Raw genomic sequence first — 17,441 nt, forward strand, 5'->3', positions numbered from 1 at the left:
CCGAGCGGCCGCAATCGGTCGAAAAGCGGTTTCGCAAGAGCGACTGCACGCGCAAATGCACGTGCAACCCGAATACACACTGTGAGCGTGCGCTAGATCACCATGGAGTGATGGGTCAACGCCCGGTATTCCCTGTGTGGCCGATCGTCACGGGCACCGGTCATCGATAACGTGCGTTTCATGACCGCACCTGAGCGTTCGCGGCTGGCCCGAGAACGGCTCTCGCGCGAGTTACGCAGGCTGCGCACGGAAGCCAAGATGACCGGCACGGCCACCGCGCGGGCTACCGGGATGAGCCAGTCGAAGCTGTCGAAGATCGAGAACGGCATGCTCCTCCCGTCCGTGACCGACGTGGAGCGCCTGGTGGCCGAGCTGTCGGCGACCAGGGAGACCAGGGTCGAGCTGGTGGAGTTGGCGCGCCAGCTGCACGCCGAGGCGGAGACCCGCCGGGTGGTGCTGCACCGGGGTGCCCACCGGCACCAGCAGACCGTGGCCCGAATAGAGGCCAGGGCGACCACGAGTCGCTTTTTCCAGAACGCCGGGGTTCCGGCGTTGTTGCAGAGCGAGAACTACCTGCGGGTCGTGCTGAATGCGACTCCTGCTCATGAACAGGACACGGCTATCGCGACCTTGCGGAGTCGTCGGGCGCGGATGGACGATCTCGGCAAGAGGTTCGTTTTCCTGCTCGCCGAGGGTGCTTTGCGGTGGCGGTTGGGGTCGGCGGACCTGATGTGCGAGCAGATCGACCACCTGGTGCAGACGATGCGCCGGCCGAACGTCCAGCTGGGTGTCGTGCCGTGGACGGCGGACGCGAACCTGGTGGCGTTGCACGGGTTCCAGGTCTACGACGAGCGGGTGGTGACGTTGAGCGTGCTGACCGGCAACGCGACCATCACCGACCCGCACGACGTGCGCGAGTACCTGACCCTGTTCGGCCGGCTGGAGCGGCTGGCGATGCGCGGCGAACAGCTGGAGGACCTGCTGGAGGGGATCTCCAGGGACCACCGCAAGCTCGGCTGAACTGGGCCGTTAGGCTGCTCTGGACCAGTCGTCCTCCCGCCGGTAGGTGCAGTCGCCGCCCCATGCTGAACATCTTCGCCCGCGCGTCGGTCTCGCGCGTCACCGATCCGATCGGGGCGTGGCTGCTGCGACGCGGCCTCACCCCGAACACCGTCACGGTGCTCGGCACCGTCTGCTCCGTCGCGGCGTCGCTCTGGTTCATCCCGCGCGGGCAGCTGTTCACCGGGGCCGCCGTGGTCACCGCGTTCCTGCTGTTCGACCTGATCGACGGCGCGATGGCCCGCGCGCAGGGTGGCGGCACCGCGTACGGCGCGGTGCTCGACGCCAGTTGTGACCGGATCGCCGACGGCGCGCTGTTCGCGGCGATCGCCTGGTGGTGCTTCGGCGCGGACGAGCACGGGCTGGCCGCGGCCACCCTGGTGTCACTGGTCGGCGCGCTGGTCACCTCGTACGTGAAGGCGCGGGCGGAGGCGTCCGGGCTGTCCGCCGACGGGGGCGTGGCCGAACGGGCGGACCGCTTCGTCGTCGCGCTGATCGGCGTCGGGCTGCACGGCCTCGGCGTGCCCTACGTCCTGCCCGTCGCGCTGTACCTGCTCGCCGCACTGGTCGTGATCACCGTGGCCCAGCGCCTGCTGGCCGTGCGGCGGTCCGCTAAGGAGTTGGCCACATGAAAGAGCGCCTGGCCGACCTCGGCTTCGCCGCGGGTTGGCGGCTGGTGCGCCTGCTGCCCGAGAAGTGGGCCGTCGCCCTGTTCGACCTGGCCGCCGACCGGGCTTCGCGCCGGGCGGGCGAGGGCGTCGCGCAGTTGCGGGCCAACCTGCGCCGGGTCGTGCCGCGCGCCGGCGAGGCCGAGCTGGACGAGCTGGTGCGGCTGTCGGTCCGCTCTTACGCGCGCTACTGGCGCGAGGCGTTCCGGCTGCCGTCGACGGACCTCGACGCCGCCTACGCCGAGACCGACCGCACGATGACCGGCGTGGAGAACCTCGACGCGGCGCTCGCGGCCGGCAACGGCGCGATCCTGGCCCTGCCGCACTGCGGCAACTGGGACATGGCGGGCGTGTGGCTGGTCGGGCACTCCGGCCGGTTCACCACGGTCGCCGAACGGCTCAAACCCGAATCGCTGTACCGCCGGTTCATCGAGTTCCGGGAGAGCCTGGGCTTCGAGGTGGTGCCGCTGACCGGCGGCGACCGCAACCCGGCGGTCGTGCTGGCCGAGCGGCTGCGCGCCAACGGGGTGGTCTGCCTGCTCGCCGACCGCGACCTGACCGCCGGCGGCGTGCCGGTCACCTTCTTCGGCGAGCAGACGATGATGCCCGCCGGGCCCGCGCACCTGGCCGCCACGACCGGCGCGGCGCTGCTGCCGGCCGGCCTCTGGTTCACCGAGGACGGCTGCACCATCCGCATCCACCCGCCGATCCGGGTCGCCGGGCTGACCGGCGTGGCACCGGCCACCCAGCAGCTGGCCGACGTGTTCGCCGCCGACATCGCCGCGCACCCGGCCGACTGGCACATGCTGCAGAAGCTGTGGCTCGCGGACCTGCCGGAGAGCAGGCAGCGGGCGCTGCGCCGGGTGCTGGCCCGCAGGGAGGGCACCGGGTGAAGGTCGGCATCGTCTGCCCGTACTCCTTCGAGGTGCCCGGAGGCGTGCAGGCGCACGTGGTCGACCTGGCGCGCGCGCTGCGCTCGCTCGGGCACGAGGTGGAGGTGCTCGGCCCGGCCGACGACGACACGCCCGTGCCGGAGTTCGTCACGCCCGCCGGGCGCGCGGTGAGCATCCCGTACAACGGCTCGGTGGCGCGGTTGTCGTTCGGGCCGGTGTCGTTCACCCGGGTCCGGCGGTGGATCGCCGAGCACGACTTCGACGTGCTGCACCTGCACGAGCCGACCGCCCCGTCGCTGTCGATGCTGGCGCTGATGGTGGCCGACGGGCCGATCGTGGCGACCTTCCACACCTCGACCCCGCGCTCCAAGATGCTCTCCGCGTTCCAGGTGGTTCTCCAGCCGTTCCTGGAGAAGATCACCGCCCGGATCGCGGTGTCCGCGCTGGCCCGGCGGGTGCAGGTGGAGCACCTGGGCGGGGACGCGGTGGAGATCCCCAACGGGGTGGACGTCGGGTTCTTCGCCGACGCCGACCCGCTGGAGGGCTACCCGCGCCCCGGCGGCACGATCGGGTTCGTCGGCCGGTTCACCGAGCCGCGCAAGGGGATGCCGGTGCTGCTGGAGGCGTTCCGGGAGCTGCCCGGCGACGTCCGGCTGCTGATCGTCGGCCGGGGTGACGAGGACGAGCTGCGCAAGGCCGCCGGGCCCGGGTTGGCGTCCCGGATGGACTTCCTGGGCATGGTGGACGACGAGACCAAGGCCCGCGCGCTGCGCAGCGCCGACGTGTACTGCGCGCCCAACGCCGGCGGCGAGAGCTTCGGCATCATCCTCACCGAGGCGATGTCGGCCGGCACCGCCGTGGTGGCCAGCGACCTCGACGCGTTCCGGCGGGTGCTCGACGACGGCAAGGCCGGCGTGCTGACGCCGGTCGGCGACTCGGCGGCGCTGGCCCGCGCGCTGCTGGACCTGCTGGGTGACGCCGGCCGGCGCGCGGACTACGTGGACGCGGCCCGCCGGCGGGTGATGACCTACGACTGGTCCGTGGTGGCCGGGCAGGTGTTGCGGGTCTACGAGAGCGCGATGGCGGCCAACCCGCGGCAGGTGGGGGAGGCGTGACCAGCTCCGGCATGGCGTTGGCGTTCCTGGTGCTGCTCGGCCTGGTCGTCCTGGTGGGCCCGGGGATCCTGGCCACCGCGAACCGGCTGGACCGGCTGCACGTGCGCACCGACGCCGCGTGGGCCGCGCTGGACGCCGCCCTCGCCCGCCGGGCCGTGGTGACCCGCGCGGTCGCGGTGCTGGGCGACGTGCCCGGTCTGCGCGACGCGGCCGACCGGGCCGAGCAGGCGTCGCGGGCCGACCGCGAGGCGGCCGAGAACGAGCTCAGCGGCGTGCTGGAGGACCTGGACCGCACGGCGCTGGCCCCGCCGCTCGCGGCCGAGCTCTCCGATGCCGAACAGCGGGTGGTGCTGGCCCGGCGGGTGCACAACGACGCGGTGCGCGACACGCTGGCGCTGCGGCGGTGGCGGCTGGTGCGCTGGCTGCGCCTGGCGGGCACCGCGCCCACGCCGACCTACTTCGAGATCGCCGAGCCGCTGGAGGACGTGCCGACCCGGCGGGTGTCCGCGCGGGTGGTGCTGGCCGACGCGGACGGGCGGGTGCTGCTGTTCGAGGGGTTCGACCCGGCGCGGCCCGATGAGCTGTTCTGGTTCACCGTGGGCGGCGGTGTGGAGCACGCGGAGGACCTGCGGACGGCGGCGGTGCGCGAGGCGTTCGAGGAGACCGGGCTGGAACTCGCACCCGAGGACCTCGTCGGCCCGGTGTGGAAGCGGCGGGCGGTGTTCAGCTTCGACGGCCTGAGCTACGCGGCCGAGGAGTGGTTCTTCGTGTGCCGCCGGGACTGCGCCGACGTCGACACCGTCATCGACACGTCCCGGTTCAACGAGGTCGAGCGGCAGACCATCCGGCGGCACCGGTGGTGGTCGGCGGAGGAGCTGCGCGCCACCGACGACACCGTGTACCCGGTGCAGCTGGCGGAGGTCCTGCCCGCCGCGCTGGCCGGCTGGGACGGCACCACGCGGTCGGTGCGCTGACCGCGTCGGTGTGAACGCCCCCGCGCGAGCGGGTCCGGCACGGATGGGTGTCCGGGTGCGTCCGGCCGGGGGCCGGCGGTCGGGCCGCGAAACCGCTGCGATGTGCTTATGGGCAAAGGGGTTTCGCTCGTCCTCGCCGGTGTGCTGGCGGCCGGTGCGCTGGTCTCGCCGGACGCCGCGCGCGGGAGCGCCGCGGTGGGGGATCACGTCCTGTTCTGGGGTGACGTGCTCAAGGACGCCTACCGGGTGTCGGGGGGCGCACCGGGCCCGCTGGCCAGGGCCGGGGCGATGATGCACCTGGCCGTCTACCAGGCCAGTGCGGGTGTACCGGGCAGGCTGGGGCCGATCAACCGGAACGTCGCCATCGACGAGGCGGCCCACGGCGTGCTCACGGCGGTGTTCAACCGGACCGACTACCCGACGTTCTCCCTGGACCTGAGGGCGAGGTACGACGTGGCGCGGGCCGAGGCCGGTGCCGACCCGGACGGCTGGGCGGCGGCGTACGGCCGGTTGCAGGCCGACACCGTCGTGCGCGCCCGCGCCGACGACGGCTGGAACGACACGACGCCGTACACGCCCGGCACCGAGCCGGGGGCGTGGCGGGAGACCAACGACGCGCTGTGCGTCCCGGGCAAGGCCGTCACGCCGAACTGGGGCCGGGTCCGCCCGTTCGAGCTGACCGACGTCGCCTCGGTCGTGCCCGCCTTCCCGGACGGCGTGCGCACCTACTCGCAGCTGCTGGGCAACGAGCGCTACCAGGCGCGGGTCACCGAGGTCTACCAGTACGGCGGGGCCGCGCCGACCGGGCCCGCCGACCCGCCCACCCTGCGCGCCGAGGACCAGACCCGGATCGCCTGGTTCTGGGCCAACGACGTGAACGGCACCTACAAGCCGCCGGGGCACATGCTGGAGCTGACCGAGGCCGTCTCGCGCGTGCGGGGGCTCGGCCAGGCGGCCAACGCCCTGCTGTTCGCCGAGGTCGCGGTGGCCCTCGCGGACGCGTCCATCGCCTCCTGGCACGCCAAGTACCTGACCCCGATCGACCTGTGGCGGCCGGTCGACGCGGTGGCCGTGGCCTACCCCGGTGCGAACTGGCGGCCGTTGTCGGCGACCTCGGACAACCGGACCTTCAGCCCGTGCTTCCCCGCCTGGGTGTCCGGCCACGCCTCGTTCGCCGGGGCCTGGGAGGGCATCATGACCAAGTGGTTCGGCGAGAACGTCGACTTCACCGCGACCACCGACGACCCGCACGCCAAGGACCAGGAGCGGGTGTTCCACAACTTCCGGGACGCGGCTCTGGAGAACGCGCTCAGCCGCCTGTACCTGGGCGTGCACTACCGCTTCGACGCCGGCGACGGCCTCGACCTCGGCCGGGCGGTGGCCGACCGGGTGCACGGCGCGGTGACCGCCCTGCCGGCCCCGGTGGAGCACCGGGTCGCGCCGGGCACCGCCGTCCGGACGTGCCCGGGTGCCACTTGCGCCGCGGTGGTGACCGTCGACCAGCTGGGCGCGGCGGGCTGGTCGTTCTGCAAGAAGTGGGGCCGGGAGGCCGACGGCTGGTGGTACGACGTCGACGTCTACTGGCGGGGCGGCAAGTTCGTCGGCTGGGTGCCCGACGACCGCACCAACCTCCGGCACTCGTACCTGGGCAAGTGCGTCTACTAGCTGTTGCGGGTCAGGACGTCGGTGACGGCTGGTCGGAGCCGGGACGAGGGGACGCCCCGCTGTCCGTCGAAGGCCGCCACCGCCTGGTCCGGGGTTGCCGCACCCGTGGCGATCGCTTCGGCGAGGCCGGTCTGGCCGACCGCCCCAGCGCTTCGCGTCGGCAGCCCACCGCCACCCCGGCCGAGTTGGCGGTCCGGATCGAGCGGCTGCGGACCGGGCTGCCGCGGTCGCCGCATCACCCGGCGAACCTCCTCGCCAGGTCGCGGAGCCGTCGCACCGCTTCGGTCACCTGGTCGCCGGTCCTGTCCACGGCGGCCACCGCCCCCCCGGGCCCAGGCGCTCGACCTGGTCGGCGAAGCGCAGGTACTCCCGGTGCGCGTGCTCCCGGCAGCCGAGGCGTGACGCTCTCCGGGCGGTGCGAGGTCATCGCGCAGGGCACCTAGCGGCCGCAGCCGGTGGTCACGACGCTCGGCGCGTCGGTCGCGCGGCCCAGCGTCGACGCGATCAGGTTGCGGACCTCGGGCCCGGCCTCCAGCACCTTCCGCTCGACGTGGACGTGCGGATCGGTTTCGCTCATCCGGCTCCGCGCCCCCGGTCGGCGAATCTCACCGGCACCGGCGCGGACCACGAGCGGCCTGACCGGACCAGCCTGGCGGGTGGTGTCAGAGGATGAAGGTCGCGATCATCTGGCCGAGCAGGCGGACGTCGGCGTGGCCGCGGAACTCCAGCCGGACCTGGCCCAGGCCGGAGAACCAGAGGTCCAGCTCGGCGTCCATGTCGAAGGTGCCCGCGGTCTCGATGGAGAACGCCTGCACCCGGCTGTAGGGCAGCGACGTGAAGTCCTTCTTGCGGCCCGTCATGCCCTGGACGTTGACCGCGATCACCCGCTTGTTGGTGAACACCACGAAGTCGCGCACGGTCTTGAAGCACGACACGATCTGCTCGCCCTGGATCATGATCGGCGACACCTGCGGCGCGATGTCCTCCGGCCGGCACGGCGCGAGCTTGAACACGGACGCTTTCTCGAAGTCGATCACCCTGTCGACGGTAGCACCGGATCGGGGGCCGGCAGGAGGGCCGACCGAACCCGCCGGACCCACCCGGCGGCGTGGTGCGGGTCGGCCCGCGGGTGCGGGGCTCAGTCGTCCGGCAGCCACCACGCGGTGAGCGCCAGCCGGCCCGAACCAGGCCGGCGAGGTCGACGGCCAGCGCCTTGCCCATCTGGTCGAGCCGCCGGGCCACGCTGCTGTGGTGCAGGTGCGGCAGGTCGGCGGCACGGCGCTGGGAGCCGGTGGCGCAGCAGGCGTCCAGCGTCGCCAAGTCGTCCGGGTCGCCGACCGGCCGGGCGATCGCGGCCACGTCCCAGGACACGTCCGGCCGGTGCCGTGCAGGCCCAGCCCGGCCGATCACCACGCGCAGCGCGCCCGGACAGCGCGGACCTCGCGGTCGAGGACCGCCTGGTGCCCGGCACGCCGGACGTGTCGGTGCGGATCTACCGCCCGCGCGACGCACAGGACGCGCTGGTCTGGCTGCACGGCGGCGGGTTCGTCATGGGCGACCTGGACACCGAACACCCGTGGGCGTCCCGGCTCGCGCTCGGCTCGTCGGCCGCGGTGATCTCGGTGGGCTGCCGGCTCGCCCCCGAGAACCGGTTGCCCGCCGCGTTCGACGACGCCGGCGCGGTGCTGACCTGGGTCGCCGAGCACGCCGCCGAACTCGGCGTCGACCCGAACCGGATCGCGGTCGGCGCGGCACTTCACCGACACCCCGTCATTCGACCGGGCCAAGGGCGGTGCGGCGTGGCGGCACTACCTGGGCTCGACGCCCGCCACGCCCTACGCCGCCCCGGCACGGGCCGCGGACCTGTCCGGTCTGCCGCCGGCCTACATCGCCACGGCGGAGTTCTGCCCGAACCGCGACGAGGACCTGGCCTACGCGCTACGGCTGCTGGAGGCGGGTGTGTCCGTCGAGCTGCACCAGTGGCCCGGCACCATCCACGGGTCGCAGGCCATCTTGTCCGATGACGTGTCGCAGCGGCAGAGCGCCGAGTTCGCCGCGGCGCTGCTGCGCGCCTTGGCCGCGTGAGCGGTCGACGCGGGGGAGCCGAGACGCTCTCACCCGGCCGCGACAACGGCGGACTTCAGCCGGACAGGCGCTGTGCGCCTCCACCCGGGGATGAACCGGGAACTCCGGTCGCGCCCGGCCGGGTCCGTCCCGGCCGAGTGCGCCCCCTGTCGTCGTTACGCCCAGCCCGTCGCGTTCGTCGCGGTCTCCCGGGAGATGCCCGAGCCGGTGCCCGGGAACCCGCCGTACAGGTCCGCGTGGAGGTGCGCGAAGAAGTAGCACAGCGCCTCGCACTCGGCGTCCGGCACGGCGGTCCGGGGATCGCCGGCCACGGCCTCGTAGAACTCCCGCCCCAGCGCCACGATGAAGCCCCGCGCGTAGAGGAACCCGTCGTCCGAGCCGCCGGTCACCTCGTGCACGGCACGCCGGTCGATGTCGTGCAGCTTGCGCTCCACCACCCGGTCCAGCGCGGTCAGCTCCGCCGAGGACAGGCCCTCGGTGGCCCGGCGCAGTGCGGCGAGCACCGTGTCCAGGTGCTCCTCCAGCTCGGCCGCCGCGTCGAACGCGTCCTCCTCGGGGTCGCGCTTGGCCAGCGCCGCGCGCGCCCCGTTCGCCTCGGGGCCCACGCCGGCCCAGGCGTCTTCCAGCAGTGCCCAGAACCGGGCTTCGTCGGTCTCGAATGTCACGGGCCGCAGCGTAGCGGGGAGGTCCGACAATCCACCCCGGCCACGCCCGCGACCTGCGGTGATCACACCCGGGGCAGCACCTCGTTCCCGTACGCGGCAAGGGTTTTGTCCTTGTCGTCGTGCATCAGGTAGAGGGCGAAGTTGGACACCCCCAGCTCGCGCAGCTCGTGCAGCCGCTCGACGTGCGCGGCCGCCGGGCCCAGCAGGCAGAACCGGTCCACGATCGGGTCCGGCACGAAGTCGGTCGAGCGGTTGCCCGCCCGGCCGTGGTGGGCGTAGTCGTAGCCCTCCCGGTCCTTGATGTAGTCGGTCAGCGCCGCGGGCACCGCGCCCGAGTCGCCGTACCGGGCCACCAGGTCCGCGACGTGGTTGCCGACCATCCCGCCGAACCACCGCAACTGGTCGCGCTGGTGCGCCAGGTCCTCGCCGACGTACGCGGGCGCGGCCACGCACATCGTGATCGCCGCCGGGTCGCGCCCGGCCGCGACGGCCGCCTCCCGGACCGTCCCGATGGTCCAGCGCGCGATGTCCGGGTCGGCGGTCTGCAGGATGAAGCCGTCCGCCTGCTCGCCGACCAGCTTCAGCGCCTTCGGCCCGTAGGCGGCCATCCACATCTCCAGCTTGCCGTCGCGCACCCACGGGATGCGCACCGGCGTGCCGTGGTGGACCACCTCGCGGCCCTCGGCCAGTCCTTTCACCACGGTCATCGCCGCGCCGAGCGTGGCCAGCGACGCGGGTGGCCGCCCGATCACCCGCCGCGCCGAGTCGCCGCGGCCGATGCCGCACACCGTGCGGTTGCCGAACATGTCGTTCAGCGTGGCGAACAGCGACGCGAGCACCGACCAGTCGCGGGTGCTCGGGTTGGTCACCATCGGGCCCACGACCAGCTCCGCGGTGGCGGCCAGCACCTGCGAGTAGATGACGAACGGCTCCTGCCACAGCACCGTGGAGTCGAACGTCCAGCCGTAGCGGAAGCCGTTGTCCTCCGCGGCCTTCATCCCCGCCACGACGTCCCGCGCGGGCGGGTCGGTCTGCAACACCACACCGAAGTCCACAGCGGGCCTCCTAGACCAGGTACTGGTTGAGCTCTCGGGTCAGGAAGCGGCCGTGCCCGACCGCGCCGCGGAACCCGGACCCGTCCACCACGACCCGGCCGCGGGAGAGCACGGTGTCCACCTTGCCGGTGATCTCCATGCCCTCGTACGCCGAGTAGTCCACGTTCATGTGGTGCGTGGCGGCCGAGATCGTCTGCTTCGCGGTCGGGTCGTACACCACGATGTCGGCGTCCGCGCCCGGCGCGAGGACGCCCTTGCGCGGGTGCAGGCCGAACATCCGCGCGGGCGTGGTGGAGCTGATCTCCACCCACCGCTCCAGGCTGATCTCGCCCTTCACCACGCCCTGGTGCAGCAGGTCCATCCGGTGCTCGACGCCCGGGATCCCGTTGGGGATCTTGGAGAAGTCGCCCCGGCCGAGCTCCTTCTGGTCCTTGAAGCAGAACGGGCAGTGGTCGGTCGAGACCACCGACAGGTCGTTGGTGCGCAGCCCGCGCCACAGCTCGGACTGGTGCTCGCGCGGCCGCAGCGGGGGAGAGGCCACGTACTTCGACCCCTCGAAGTCCGGTTTGGCCAGGTCCTCCAGCGAGAGGTAGAGGTACTGCGGGCACGTCTCGGCGAACACGTTCTGACCGGTGTCGCGCGCCCTGGTCACCGCGTCCAGCGCCTGCGCGGCGGACAGGTGCACGATGTAGAGCGGCGAACCGGTCACCTTCGCCAGGGTGATCGCCCGGGACGTGGCCTCGCCCTCCAGCTCCGCCGGCCGGGTCAGGCCGTGCTCGACGGGGTCGGTGCGGCCCTGCGCGAGGGCCTGGGCGACGAGCTGGTCGATCGCGATGCCGTTCTCCGCGTGCATCATGACCGTGCCGCCGATCTCCCGCGCCTTCTGCATCGCGCGCAGGATCTCGCCGTCGGTGGCGTAGAAGACGCCGGGGTAGGCCATGAACATCTTGAACGTGTTCACGCCCGCCGAGACGCACGACTCCATCTCCTTGAGCGAGGTGTCGTCCACGTCGGAGACGATCATGTGGAACCCGTAGTCGACCGCGCAGTTGCCGTCCGCCTTGGCGTGCCACTTGTCCAGTGTCGCCAGCAGCGAGGTGCCCTTGGCCTGCACCGCGAAGTCGACGATCGTCGTGGTGCCGCCCCACGCCGCCGCCGTGGTGCCGGTGGCGAAGGTGTCGGCGGAGAACGTGCCGCCGAACGGCATCTCCATGTGGGTGTGCCCGTCGATGCCGCCGGGGATCACGTACTTGCCGCCGGCGTCGATCGTCTCGTCGGCCTGGACCGGGAAGCCGGGCGCGAGCAGCGCGGCGATCTGCTCGCCGGCCACCAGCACGTCGGCCGGGAACGCCCCGGTCGCGTTGACCACCAGCCCGCCCTTGATCAGGGTGCTCATGGCGTCACCAGCGAGTCGTAGGTGTCGGGGCGGCGGTCGCGGTAGAACGCCCACAGGTCGCGCACCTCGGCCAACCGGTCCATGTCCAGGTCGCGGACGACGATCTCCTCCTCGGTGTCCGACGCGGCCTCGCCGACCAGCTGCCCGCGCGGGTCCACGAAGTACGACTGGCCGTAGAAGTCGTTGTCGCCCAACGGCTCCACCCCGACCCGGTTGATCGTGCCGACGTAGTACTCGTTGGCCACGGCCGCGGCGGGCTGCTCCAGCCGCCACAGGTACTCCGACAGGCCGCGCGAGGTGGCCGACGGGTTGAACACGATCCGCGCGCCGCCCAGGCCCAGCGCCCGCCAGCCCTCCGGGAAGTGCCGCTCGTAGCAGATGTAGACGCCGACCTTGCCGACCGCGGTGTCGAACACCGGGTAGCCGAGGTTGCCGGGCCGGAAGTAGAACTTCTCCCAGAAGCCCTTCACCTGCGGGATGTGGTTCTTGCGGTGCTTGCCGAGGTAGGTGCCGTCGGCGTCGATCACCGCGGCGGTGTTGAAGTAGACGCCGGGCTGCTCCTGCTCGTACATCGGCACGACCAGCACCACCCCGTGCCGCTCGGCCACCTGGCACATCAGCTCGGTGGTCGGGCCGTCCGGGACGCCCTCGGTGTAGGAGTAGTAGTCGGCGTCCTGCACCTGGCAGAAGTACGGTCCGTAGAACAGCTCCTGCAGGCACACGACCTGCGCGCCCTGCGACGCGGCGGTGCGGACCGCCTGCACCGCGTTCGCGATCATCGAGTCCTTGTCGCCGGTCCACCTCTGCTGGACCAGCCCCGCTCGGACGATGTTGCTCACGCGTTCTCCCTCCTTGGCGCCAGGGCCAGGTAGACGAGCAGGCCGACGACCAGGCCGACGACCCAGTTGTAGTCGTAGAGCGGTGCGAGCACCGGGATCAGGCCGGCCGCGGGGAACGGCCCGCCGTACGCGCCGCCCACCGCGAGCAGGGAGCCGGCGACGGTCGCGACGACCGCCCGCCAGTTCCAGCCCGCGCGGAACCAGTAGGCGCCGCGGCCGGCCAGGTAGAGGTCGGGCAGGTCGAGCCGGGTCCGGCCGAGCAGCCAGTAGCCGGCCACGAACACGCCCGCCACCGACGCCAGCAGCCCGCCGTAGAAGCCCAGCCAGGCGAAGACGTAGATCGACGGGTCCGCGATCAGCCGCCACGGCTGGATCACGATCCCGATCACGCCGGTGATCAGGCCGCCCACCGCGAACGTGATCTTCTTCGGGAAGGCGTTGGAGAAGTCGTAGGACGGGCTGACGACGTTTGCCGCCAGGTTCGCCGAGATCGTCGCCAGCACCAGCGCCACCAGCGCGACCAGCACCACGGCCGTGTTGTCGAACCGGCTCGCCAGCTCCGCCGGGTCCCAGATCGCCTCGCCGTAGAGCGCGGTCGCGCCGGAGGTGGTCAGGATGGCCACGATCGCGATGAACGACATGGTGGTGGGCAGGCCGAGCAGCTGGCCGAGCACCTGCTTGCGCTGGCTGCCGCCGAACCGGGTGAAGTCCGGCATGTTCAGCGACAGCGTCGACCAGAACGCGATCATGCCCATCAGCGCCGGGAAGAACACCTTCCAGAAGTCCGCGCCCCAGCCCAGCCGCGACGGCTCGGACAGGATCGGGCCGAACCCGCCCGCCTTGACCGCCACGTAGGCCAGCAGCACCAGGAAGCCCACCGAGACCAGCGGAGCGGTCCAGTTCTCGAACCGCCGGATGGCCTCCATGCCGCGCCAGATCACCAGCATCTGCACCACCCAGAACGCCAGGAAGCACAGCCACAGCGTCCACACCTGGCCCAGCACGACCGGCGCGCCCGACCAGCCCTCGCCCGCCAACCGGCCGACGATCACGTGCAGCGCCTTGCCGCCCACCCAGGTCTGGATGCCGAACCACGCGCACGCGATGAACGCCCGCAGCAACGCCACCAGGTTCGCCCCGCGCACCCCGTAGAACGCGCGGGCGAAGACCGGGAACGGGATGCCGTACTTGGTGCCCGCGTGGCTGTTGAGCAGCATCGGCACCAGCACGACCAGGTTGCCGAGGGTGATGGTCAGCAACGCCTGCACCCAGTCCATGCCCAGCGCGACCAGCGACGCGGCCAGCGTGTAGCTGGGGATGTTGTGCGCCATGCCCATCCACAGCGCGAAGAAGTTGTAGGTCGTCCACGTGCGCCGCTCCAGCGGGACCGGCGCCAGTTCGCGGTTGTAGTACGGGCTGCCCGTGATCGCGGAATGATCACGCAGCTCCACGCGGCCGTCGGGACCCGATGTGACCTGCGTTGCGGAGTCGAGGGCCATCGGTCACTCCCCTGTTACGCTCGTGAAACACCCACCGGTTGGGGCGAATCGGCGCGATTTCCATCCCGGCATCCTCGGGGCGTCCGGCGTGCGCTGGGCAGTGTCACAGTGTCCACGCTTGCCATGATCAGGGCACAGACTGTCCATTGCCACTCCGCGATCGGCGCCGACCGGGCCGGAATGCGGCCACTCCGGGTCCCCAGCCCCTCGACTGGGTGTTAACAGTGACCTACCGTCGTGTGGATGAAGCTCGAACTGAGACACCTGCGGGTCGTGTGCGCGATCGCCGACGCGGGCAGCCTCTCGAAGGCGTCTTCCTTGCTGGGCTTAGCGCAGCCCGCGCTCACCGCGCAACTGCACCGGATCGAGAGCCTGCTCGGCGGCAAGCTGTTCGAGCGCGATCACAAGGGGGCGCGCGCCACCCCGCTGGGCGAGCTGGTGCTGGAGCGCGCCCGCGTGCTGCTCCCGGCCTTCTCCCGGCTCCAGGAGGACGCGCTGCGGCTGGTGGACGACAACATGCCCAGCGAGCGCTACCGGGTCGGCGCGGTGAACGGGCCGATGCTCGGCGGCGTCGTGCACCGGATCACCGAGTCGCACCCCGGGGCGCACGTCAGCACCCAGGTGTCGTGGTCCAACGAGGAGCTGGCCGCCGCGGTCGCCCAGGGCCGGCTGGACTACGTGCTGGCCGCGGTCTGCGGTGACGCGCCGCCGCCCTCGGAGTACGGGCTCACCTGGAACGTGATCGCGGTCGACCCGATCTTCGTGCTGATCCCCGACGACCACCCGTTCACCCTGCTCGACGAGGTGGAGCTGGGGCAGCTCAAGGACATGCAGTGGGCCGTGGTGCCCGGCGACGGCTGCTTCGGCGAGTGCTTCGTCGCCGCGTGCAGCCGCGCCGGCTTCACCCCCCGGACCATGTACGAGGTCGACATCAACAGCTGCATCGACCTCGCCGCCTCCGGTGACGCGGTCGCGCTGTGCCAGCCCACCTTCCGCCGCGCGCCGGGCGTCGTCGCGATTCCGCTCGCCGGCGCGCCGCTGCGGTGGCGGCACCTGATCGGCTGGGACCCGGAAAGCCCCGCGGCCGAGTTCGCGCCGCACGTCCTGCGGTACGCGGGAGAGGCTTATCGGGACACCGCGGAACGCAATCCCCGTTACGCGGCGTGGTTGCGGACGCATCGCGACTTCGGTGTCGTGCGATACCACTCGCGGGAGACGGTGAGCCCCTGATCACCCGAATGCCCCACCATCACGCGGTCGTATGACCCAGCCGGTATTACCGCGATCGGACGGCACGGAATTACTTTCCACGGGGAATCCCTGCACTCCTTCGAGGAGAAATTCCCATGTCAACACTGTTGAGACCACTCGCGCTGGCCGCAGCGCTGGTGGCCGCCGGAGCCCTGGCCCCCACCGCGCAAGCGGCACCGGCGGACCAGAGCACCGAGATCCTCGCCGCCATCCAACGCGACCTGGGCCTGAACGCGGCCCAGGCCGAGGACCGGCTGTCGGCCGACCGGACGTCCAGCGACACGGCCCGCGACCTGCGCAAGCGGCTGGACGACCGGTTCGGCGGCGCGTGGATCGACGCGTCGGGCACCCTGACCGTCGGAGTCACCACGCAGGCCGACCTGGCCCAGGTCGGTCGCGGCCGCGGCCGGCTCGTGCAGCGCAGCGAGCACGACCTGGACGCGGTCAAGTCCACTTTGGACCGCAACGTCGCCAAGGCGCCCAAGTCCGTCCCCGGCTGGTACGTCGACCTGCCCACGAACACGGTCGTGGTCAAGTCGCAGCCGGAGAAGCTGTCCGCTGCCCGCGCGTTCGTCGCGGCCAGCGGCGTCGACGCGGCCGCGGTGCGGTACGTGGCCACGACCGAAGCCCCGCGCCCGCTGATCGACGTCGTCGGCGGCAACGCGTACAACATCGGCAGCGGCACCCGCTGCTCCGTCGGCTTCTCGGTCAACGGCGGCTTCATCACCGCCGGGCACTGCGGCACCACGGGCGCGTCGACGTCCAACCCGAGCGGGTCGTTCCGGGGCTCTTCCTTCCCCGGCAACGACTACGCGTGGGTGCAGGTCGCGGCGGGCAACACCCCGCGCGGCCTGGTGAACAACTACTCCGGTGGCACGGTGTCGGTCGCGGGGTCGCAGGACGCGGCGGTCGGCGCGACGGTGTGCCGGTCGGGCTCCACGACCGGCTGGCACTGCGGCACGATCCAGGCCCGCAACTCCTCGGTGTCCTACCCGCAGGGCACGGTGACCGGCCTCATCCAGACCACGGTCTGCGCCGAGCCCGGTGACTCGGGCGGCTCGCTGCTCGCGGGCACCCAGGCGCAGGGCGTCACCTCCGGCGGGTCGGGCAACTGCTCGTCCGGCGGCACGACGTACTTCCAGCCGGTCAACGAGATCCTCCAGACCTACGGCCTGACCCTGGTGACCGGCGGTGGCGGCACCCCGAACCCGCCCACCGGCTGCGCCACGGCGGAGGCCCGCTACACCGGGTCGCTCGCCGCGGGCGGTCAGGTCTACCAGCCCAACAACAGCTACTACCAGTCCACGGTGTCCGGCGCGCACGTCGGCTGCCTGGTGGGTCCGACAGGTGCGGACTTCGACCTGTACCTCCAGAAGTGGAACGGCAGTTCGTGGGCCGTCGTGGCCAAGGGCGACAGCCCGGGTGCCAACGAGACCGTGACGTACAACGGCACCGCCGGCTACTACCGGTTCCAGGTGCACGCATACAGCGGCTCCGGCAGCTACACGCTGGGGGTCACCAACCCCTGATTCACCGGGGGAGCAACACCCGTCGCGGGCCCGTGCCGAGTCTCCCCGGCGCGGGCCCGCGCGGCCTCGCAGCGAGCGTCCACTGTCGACAGTGCGACGGTGCTTCACGATCGGGTGAGGAAGCGACACGCAGCGTCAGTCACCCGATCGAGAGGTGCGGAATGCGTTTCAGGGTGCCGATAGAGGGTTGGTCAACCGTTCGGTCCCCAATCAGGATGGGAACATCGTGTCTGCACACCGCACCCGCGGACTTCTGCGCGCCGCTGCCCTGCTCGCCGCCGGCGCGGCCCCGCTGATGGCCGGCACCGCCTCGGCCGCCGAGGCTCCGCTGGACGTCGTGGAGGGCAAGGTCGGCGAGGCTGCTCACCGCCTCGACGTCGGCTTGGCCAAGCCCGCCACGAACCTGGTCGCCGGTCAGGCGCTCAAGCTCCCCACGCCGGCGCAGTCGCCGGTGGCGTCCGCCCCGCAGCTCCCGTCGGCCGACCTGCCGACCGGCGCGCTGCCCCCGGTGGCCCAGCTACCGATCGGTCAGCTCCCGATCGGTCAGCTCCCCATCGGCTCGCTGCCGATCGGCTCCCAGCTCCCGCTGGGGTCGCCGGAGGCGCAGGCCCGCGAGGTCACCGCACCCGCCGTGGCGAAGCTGCCCGGCGCGCCCGCGGTCCCGGCGCCGACCGTGAACAAGCCCGCCGTGCCCGGCCTGCCGGGCGGTGCCGGGCCGGTCACCCTGCCGGTCCTGGGCGGCTGAGCA

General features: G+C 72.2%; 16 protein-coding genes and 2 pseudogenes. 11 read left to right on the top strand and 7 right to left on the bottom strand.

The genetic code is table 11. The features are described from left to right. Window positions 1-180 precede the first annotated feature (180 nt). The 6 genes from BN6_RS14725 (at window position 181) to BN6_RS41930 (ending at window position 6,374) form a co-directional block, all read left to right on the top strand. Window positions 181-1,020 (top strand): helix-turn-helix domain-containing protein, encoded by an 840-nt coding sequence (locus tag BN6_RS14725; RefSeq protein ID WP_015100449.1) that lies wholly within the window; start codon window positions 181-183, stop codon window positions 1,018-1,020. A 62-nt stretch (window positions 1,021-1,082) separates the two neighbouring features. Then, on the top strand, window positions 1,083-1,691 hold the full coding sequence (gene pgsA, locus BN6_RS14730; RefSeq protein WP_015100450.1) for a phosphatidylinositol phosphate synthase: 609 nt from the start codon (window positions 1,083-1,085) through the stop codon (window positions 1,689-1,691). Continuing rightward, window positions 1,688-2,620 carry a phosphatidylinositol mannoside acyltransferase gene (locus BN6_RS14735; protein WP_015100451.1) on the top strand — a complete coding sequence of 311 codons (933 nt, stop codon included), beginning with the start codon at window positions 1,688-1,690 and terminating at the stop codon, window positions 2,618-2,620. Before pgsA ends, BN6_RS14735 begins: the two co-directional genes overlap by 4 nt. Further along, window positions 2,617-3,735, top strand: coding sequence for a glycosyltransferase family 4 protein (locus BN6_RS14740; RefSeq protein ID WP_015100452.1), 1,119 nt, complete (start codon window positions 2,617-2,619; stop codon window positions 3,733-3,735). The genes BN6_RS14735 and BN6_RS14740 overlap by 4 nt, the downstream gene beginning before the upstream one ends. After that, window positions 3,732-4,709: an NUDIX hydrolase gene (locus BN6_RS14745; RefSeq protein WP_015100453.1), complete on the top strand. Its 978-nt coding sequence runs from the start codon at window positions 3,732-3,734 to the stop codon at window positions 4,707-4,709. The genes BN6_RS14740 and BN6_RS14745 overlap by 4 nt, the downstream gene beginning before the upstream one ends. Before the next feature lie 108 nt (window positions 4,710-4,817). Then, the gene (locus tag BN6_RS41930; RefSeq protein WP_015100454.1) at window positions 4,818-6,374 is read left to right on the top strand and encodes a vanadium-dependent haloperoxidase; all 1,557 of its coding nucleotides are present in this window, start codon (window positions 4,818-4,820) and stop codon (window positions 6,372-6,374) included. A 439-nt stretch (window positions 6,375-6,813) separates the two neighbouring features. Here the strand turns inward: BN6_RS41930 and BN6_RS48720 are convergent, their stop codons facing one another. Together BN6_RS48720 and BN6_RS14765 are read right to left on the bottom strand one after the other, a co-directional pair. Continuing rightward, window positions 6,814-6,951, bottom strand: a complete 138-nt coding sequence (locus BN6_RS48720; protein ID WP_231905295.1) for a hypothetical protein — start codon at window positions 6,949-6,951, stop codon at window positions 6,814-6,816. Window positions 6,952-7,036: 85 nt separating this feature from the next. Further along, window positions 7,037-7,411 (bottom strand): PH domain-containing protein, encoded by a 375-nt coding sequence (locus BN6_RS14765; RefSeq protein WP_041312814.1) that lies wholly within the window; start codon window positions 7,409-7,411, stop codon window positions 7,037-7,039. Between the two features lie 513 nt (window positions 7,412-7,924). Between BN6_RS14765 and BN6_RS50205 the strand changes: the two are divergent. Together BN6_RS50205 and BN6_RS49585 are read left to right on the top strand one after the other, a co-directional pair. Then, a pseudogene (locus BN6_RS50205) lies at window positions 7,925-8,318 on the top strand (alpha/beta hydrolase fold domain-containing protein); the annotation flags it as partial. A 15-nt stretch (window positions 8,319-8,333) separates the two neighbouring features. Then, on the top strand, window positions 8,334-8,459 hold the full coding sequence (locus BN6_RS49585; protein ID WP_269454373.1) for a hypothetical protein: 126 nt from the start codon (window positions 8,334-8,336) through the stop codon (window positions 8,457-8,459). 155 nt (window positions 8,460-8,614) lie between these two features. On the opposite strand, the gene BN6_RS14775 is transcribed toward BN6_RS49585, so the two are convergent. The 5 genes and pseudogenes from BN6_RS14775 to BN6_RS14795 form a co-directional block, all read right to left on the bottom strand. Then, complete coding sequence (locus tag BN6_RS14775; RefSeq protein ID WP_231905296.1) at window positions 8,615-9,124, bottom strand: DUF4240 domain-containing protein; 510 nt, start codon at window positions 9,122-9,124, stop codon at window positions 8,615-8,617. A gap of 62 nt (window positions 9,125-9,186) precedes the next feature. Beyond that, window positions 9,187-10,179 carry a TIGR03842 family LLM class F420-dependent oxidoreductase gene (locus BN6_RS14780; RefSeq protein WP_015100458.1) on the bottom strand — a complete coding sequence of 331 codons (993 nt, stop codon included), beginning with the start codon at window positions 10,177-10,179 and terminating at the stop codon, window positions 9,187-9,189. Window positions 10,180-10,189: 10 nt separating this feature from the next. Beyond that, complete coding sequence (gene hydA, locus BN6_RS14785) at window positions 10,190-11,575, bottom strand: dihydropyrimidinase (RefSeq protein ID WP_015100459.1); 1,386 nt, start codon at window positions 11,573-11,575, stop codon at window positions 10,190-10,192. After that, the gene (locus BN6_RS14790) at window positions 11,572-12,354 is read right to left on the bottom strand and encodes a nitrilase-related carbon-nitrogen hydrolase (RefSeq protein WP_408005337.1); all 783 of its coding nucleotides are present in this window, start codon (window positions 12,352-12,354) and stop codon (window positions 11,572-11,574) included. The genes hydA and BN6_RS14790 overlap by 4 nt, the downstream gene beginning before the upstream one ends. A gap of 16 nt (window positions 12,355-12,370) precedes the next feature. Continuing rightward, window positions 12,371-13,913: pseudogene (locus BN6_RS14795) on the bottom strand (NCS1 family nucleobase:cation symporter-1); the annotation flags it as partial. A gap of 243 nt (window positions 13,914-14,156) precedes the next feature. Between BN6_RS14795 and BN6_RS14800 the strand changes: the two are divergent. The 3 genes from BN6_RS14800 to BN6_RS14810 all read left to right on the top strand — a co-directional run bounded on the left by BN6_RS14800 (window position 14,157) and on the right by BN6_RS14810 (window position 17,438). Further along, entirely contained in the window at window positions 14,157-15,143 is a 987-nt protein-coding gene (locus BN6_RS14800; RefSeq protein WP_041316826.1) for a LysR family transcriptional regulator, read from the top strand. Between the two features lie 116 nt (window positions 15,144-15,259). Then, entirely contained in the window at window positions 15,260-16,693 is a 1,434-nt protein-coding gene (locus tag BN6_RS14805; RefSeq protein WP_015100463.1) for a S1 family peptidase, read from the top strand. Window positions 16,694-16,919: 226 nt separating this feature from the next. Next, the gene (locus BN6_RS14810; protein WP_015100464.1) at window positions 16,920-17,438 is read left to right on the top strand and encodes a hypothetical protein; all 519 of its coding nucleotides are present in this window, start codon (window positions 16,920-16,922) and stop codon (window positions 17,436-17,438) included. The last annotated feature ends 3 nt before the right edge of the window (window positions 17,439-17,441 follow it).

Origin of the sequence: Saccharothrix espanaensis DSM 44229 (genome assembly GCF_000328705.1) — a bacterium.
Lineage (GTDB): Bacteria > Actinomycetota > Actinomycetes > Mycobacteriales > Pseudonocardiaceae > Actinosynnema > Actinosynnema espanaense.

Excerpts from the sequence above, each read along its gene's own strand:
- BN6_RS14725 (WP_015100449.1), top strand. The coding sequence starts at position 181 with ATGACCGCACCTGAGCGTTCGCGGCTGGCCCGAGAACGGCTCTCGCGC.
- pgsA (WP_015100450.1), top strand. The coding sequence starts at position 1,083 with ATGCTGAACATCTTCGCCCGCGCGTCGGTCTCGCGCGTCACCGATCCG.
- BN6_RS14735 (WP_015100451.1), top strand. The coding sequence starts at position 1,688 with ATGAAAGAGCGCCTGGCCGACCTCGGCTTCGCCGCGGGTTGGCGGCTG.
- BN6_RS41930 (WP_015100454.1), top strand. The coding sequence starts at position 4,818 with ATGGGCAAAGGGGTTTCGCTCGTCCTCGCCGGTGTGCTGGCGGCCGGT.
- BN6_RS48720 (WP_231905295.1), bottom strand. The coding sequence starts at position 6,951 with ATGAGCGAAACCGATCCGCACGTCCACGTCGAGCGGAAGGTGCTGGAG.
- hydA (WP_015100459.1), bottom strand. The coding sequence starts at position 11,575 with ATGAGCACCCTGATCAAGGGCGGGCTGGTGGTCAACGCGACCGGGGCG.
- BN6_RS14790 (WP_408005337.1), bottom strand. The coding sequence starts at position 12,354 with ATGATCGCGAACGCGGTGCAGGCGGTCCGCACCGCCGCGTCGCAGGGC.
- BN6_RS14800 (WP_041316826.1), top strand. The coding sequence starts at position 14,157 with ATGAAGCTCGAACTGAGACACCTGCGGGTCGTGTGCGCGATCGCCGAC.
- BN6_RS14805 (WP_015100463.1), top strand. The coding sequence starts at position 15,260 with ATGTCAACACTGTTGAGACCACTCGCGCTGGCCGCAGCGCTGGTGGCC.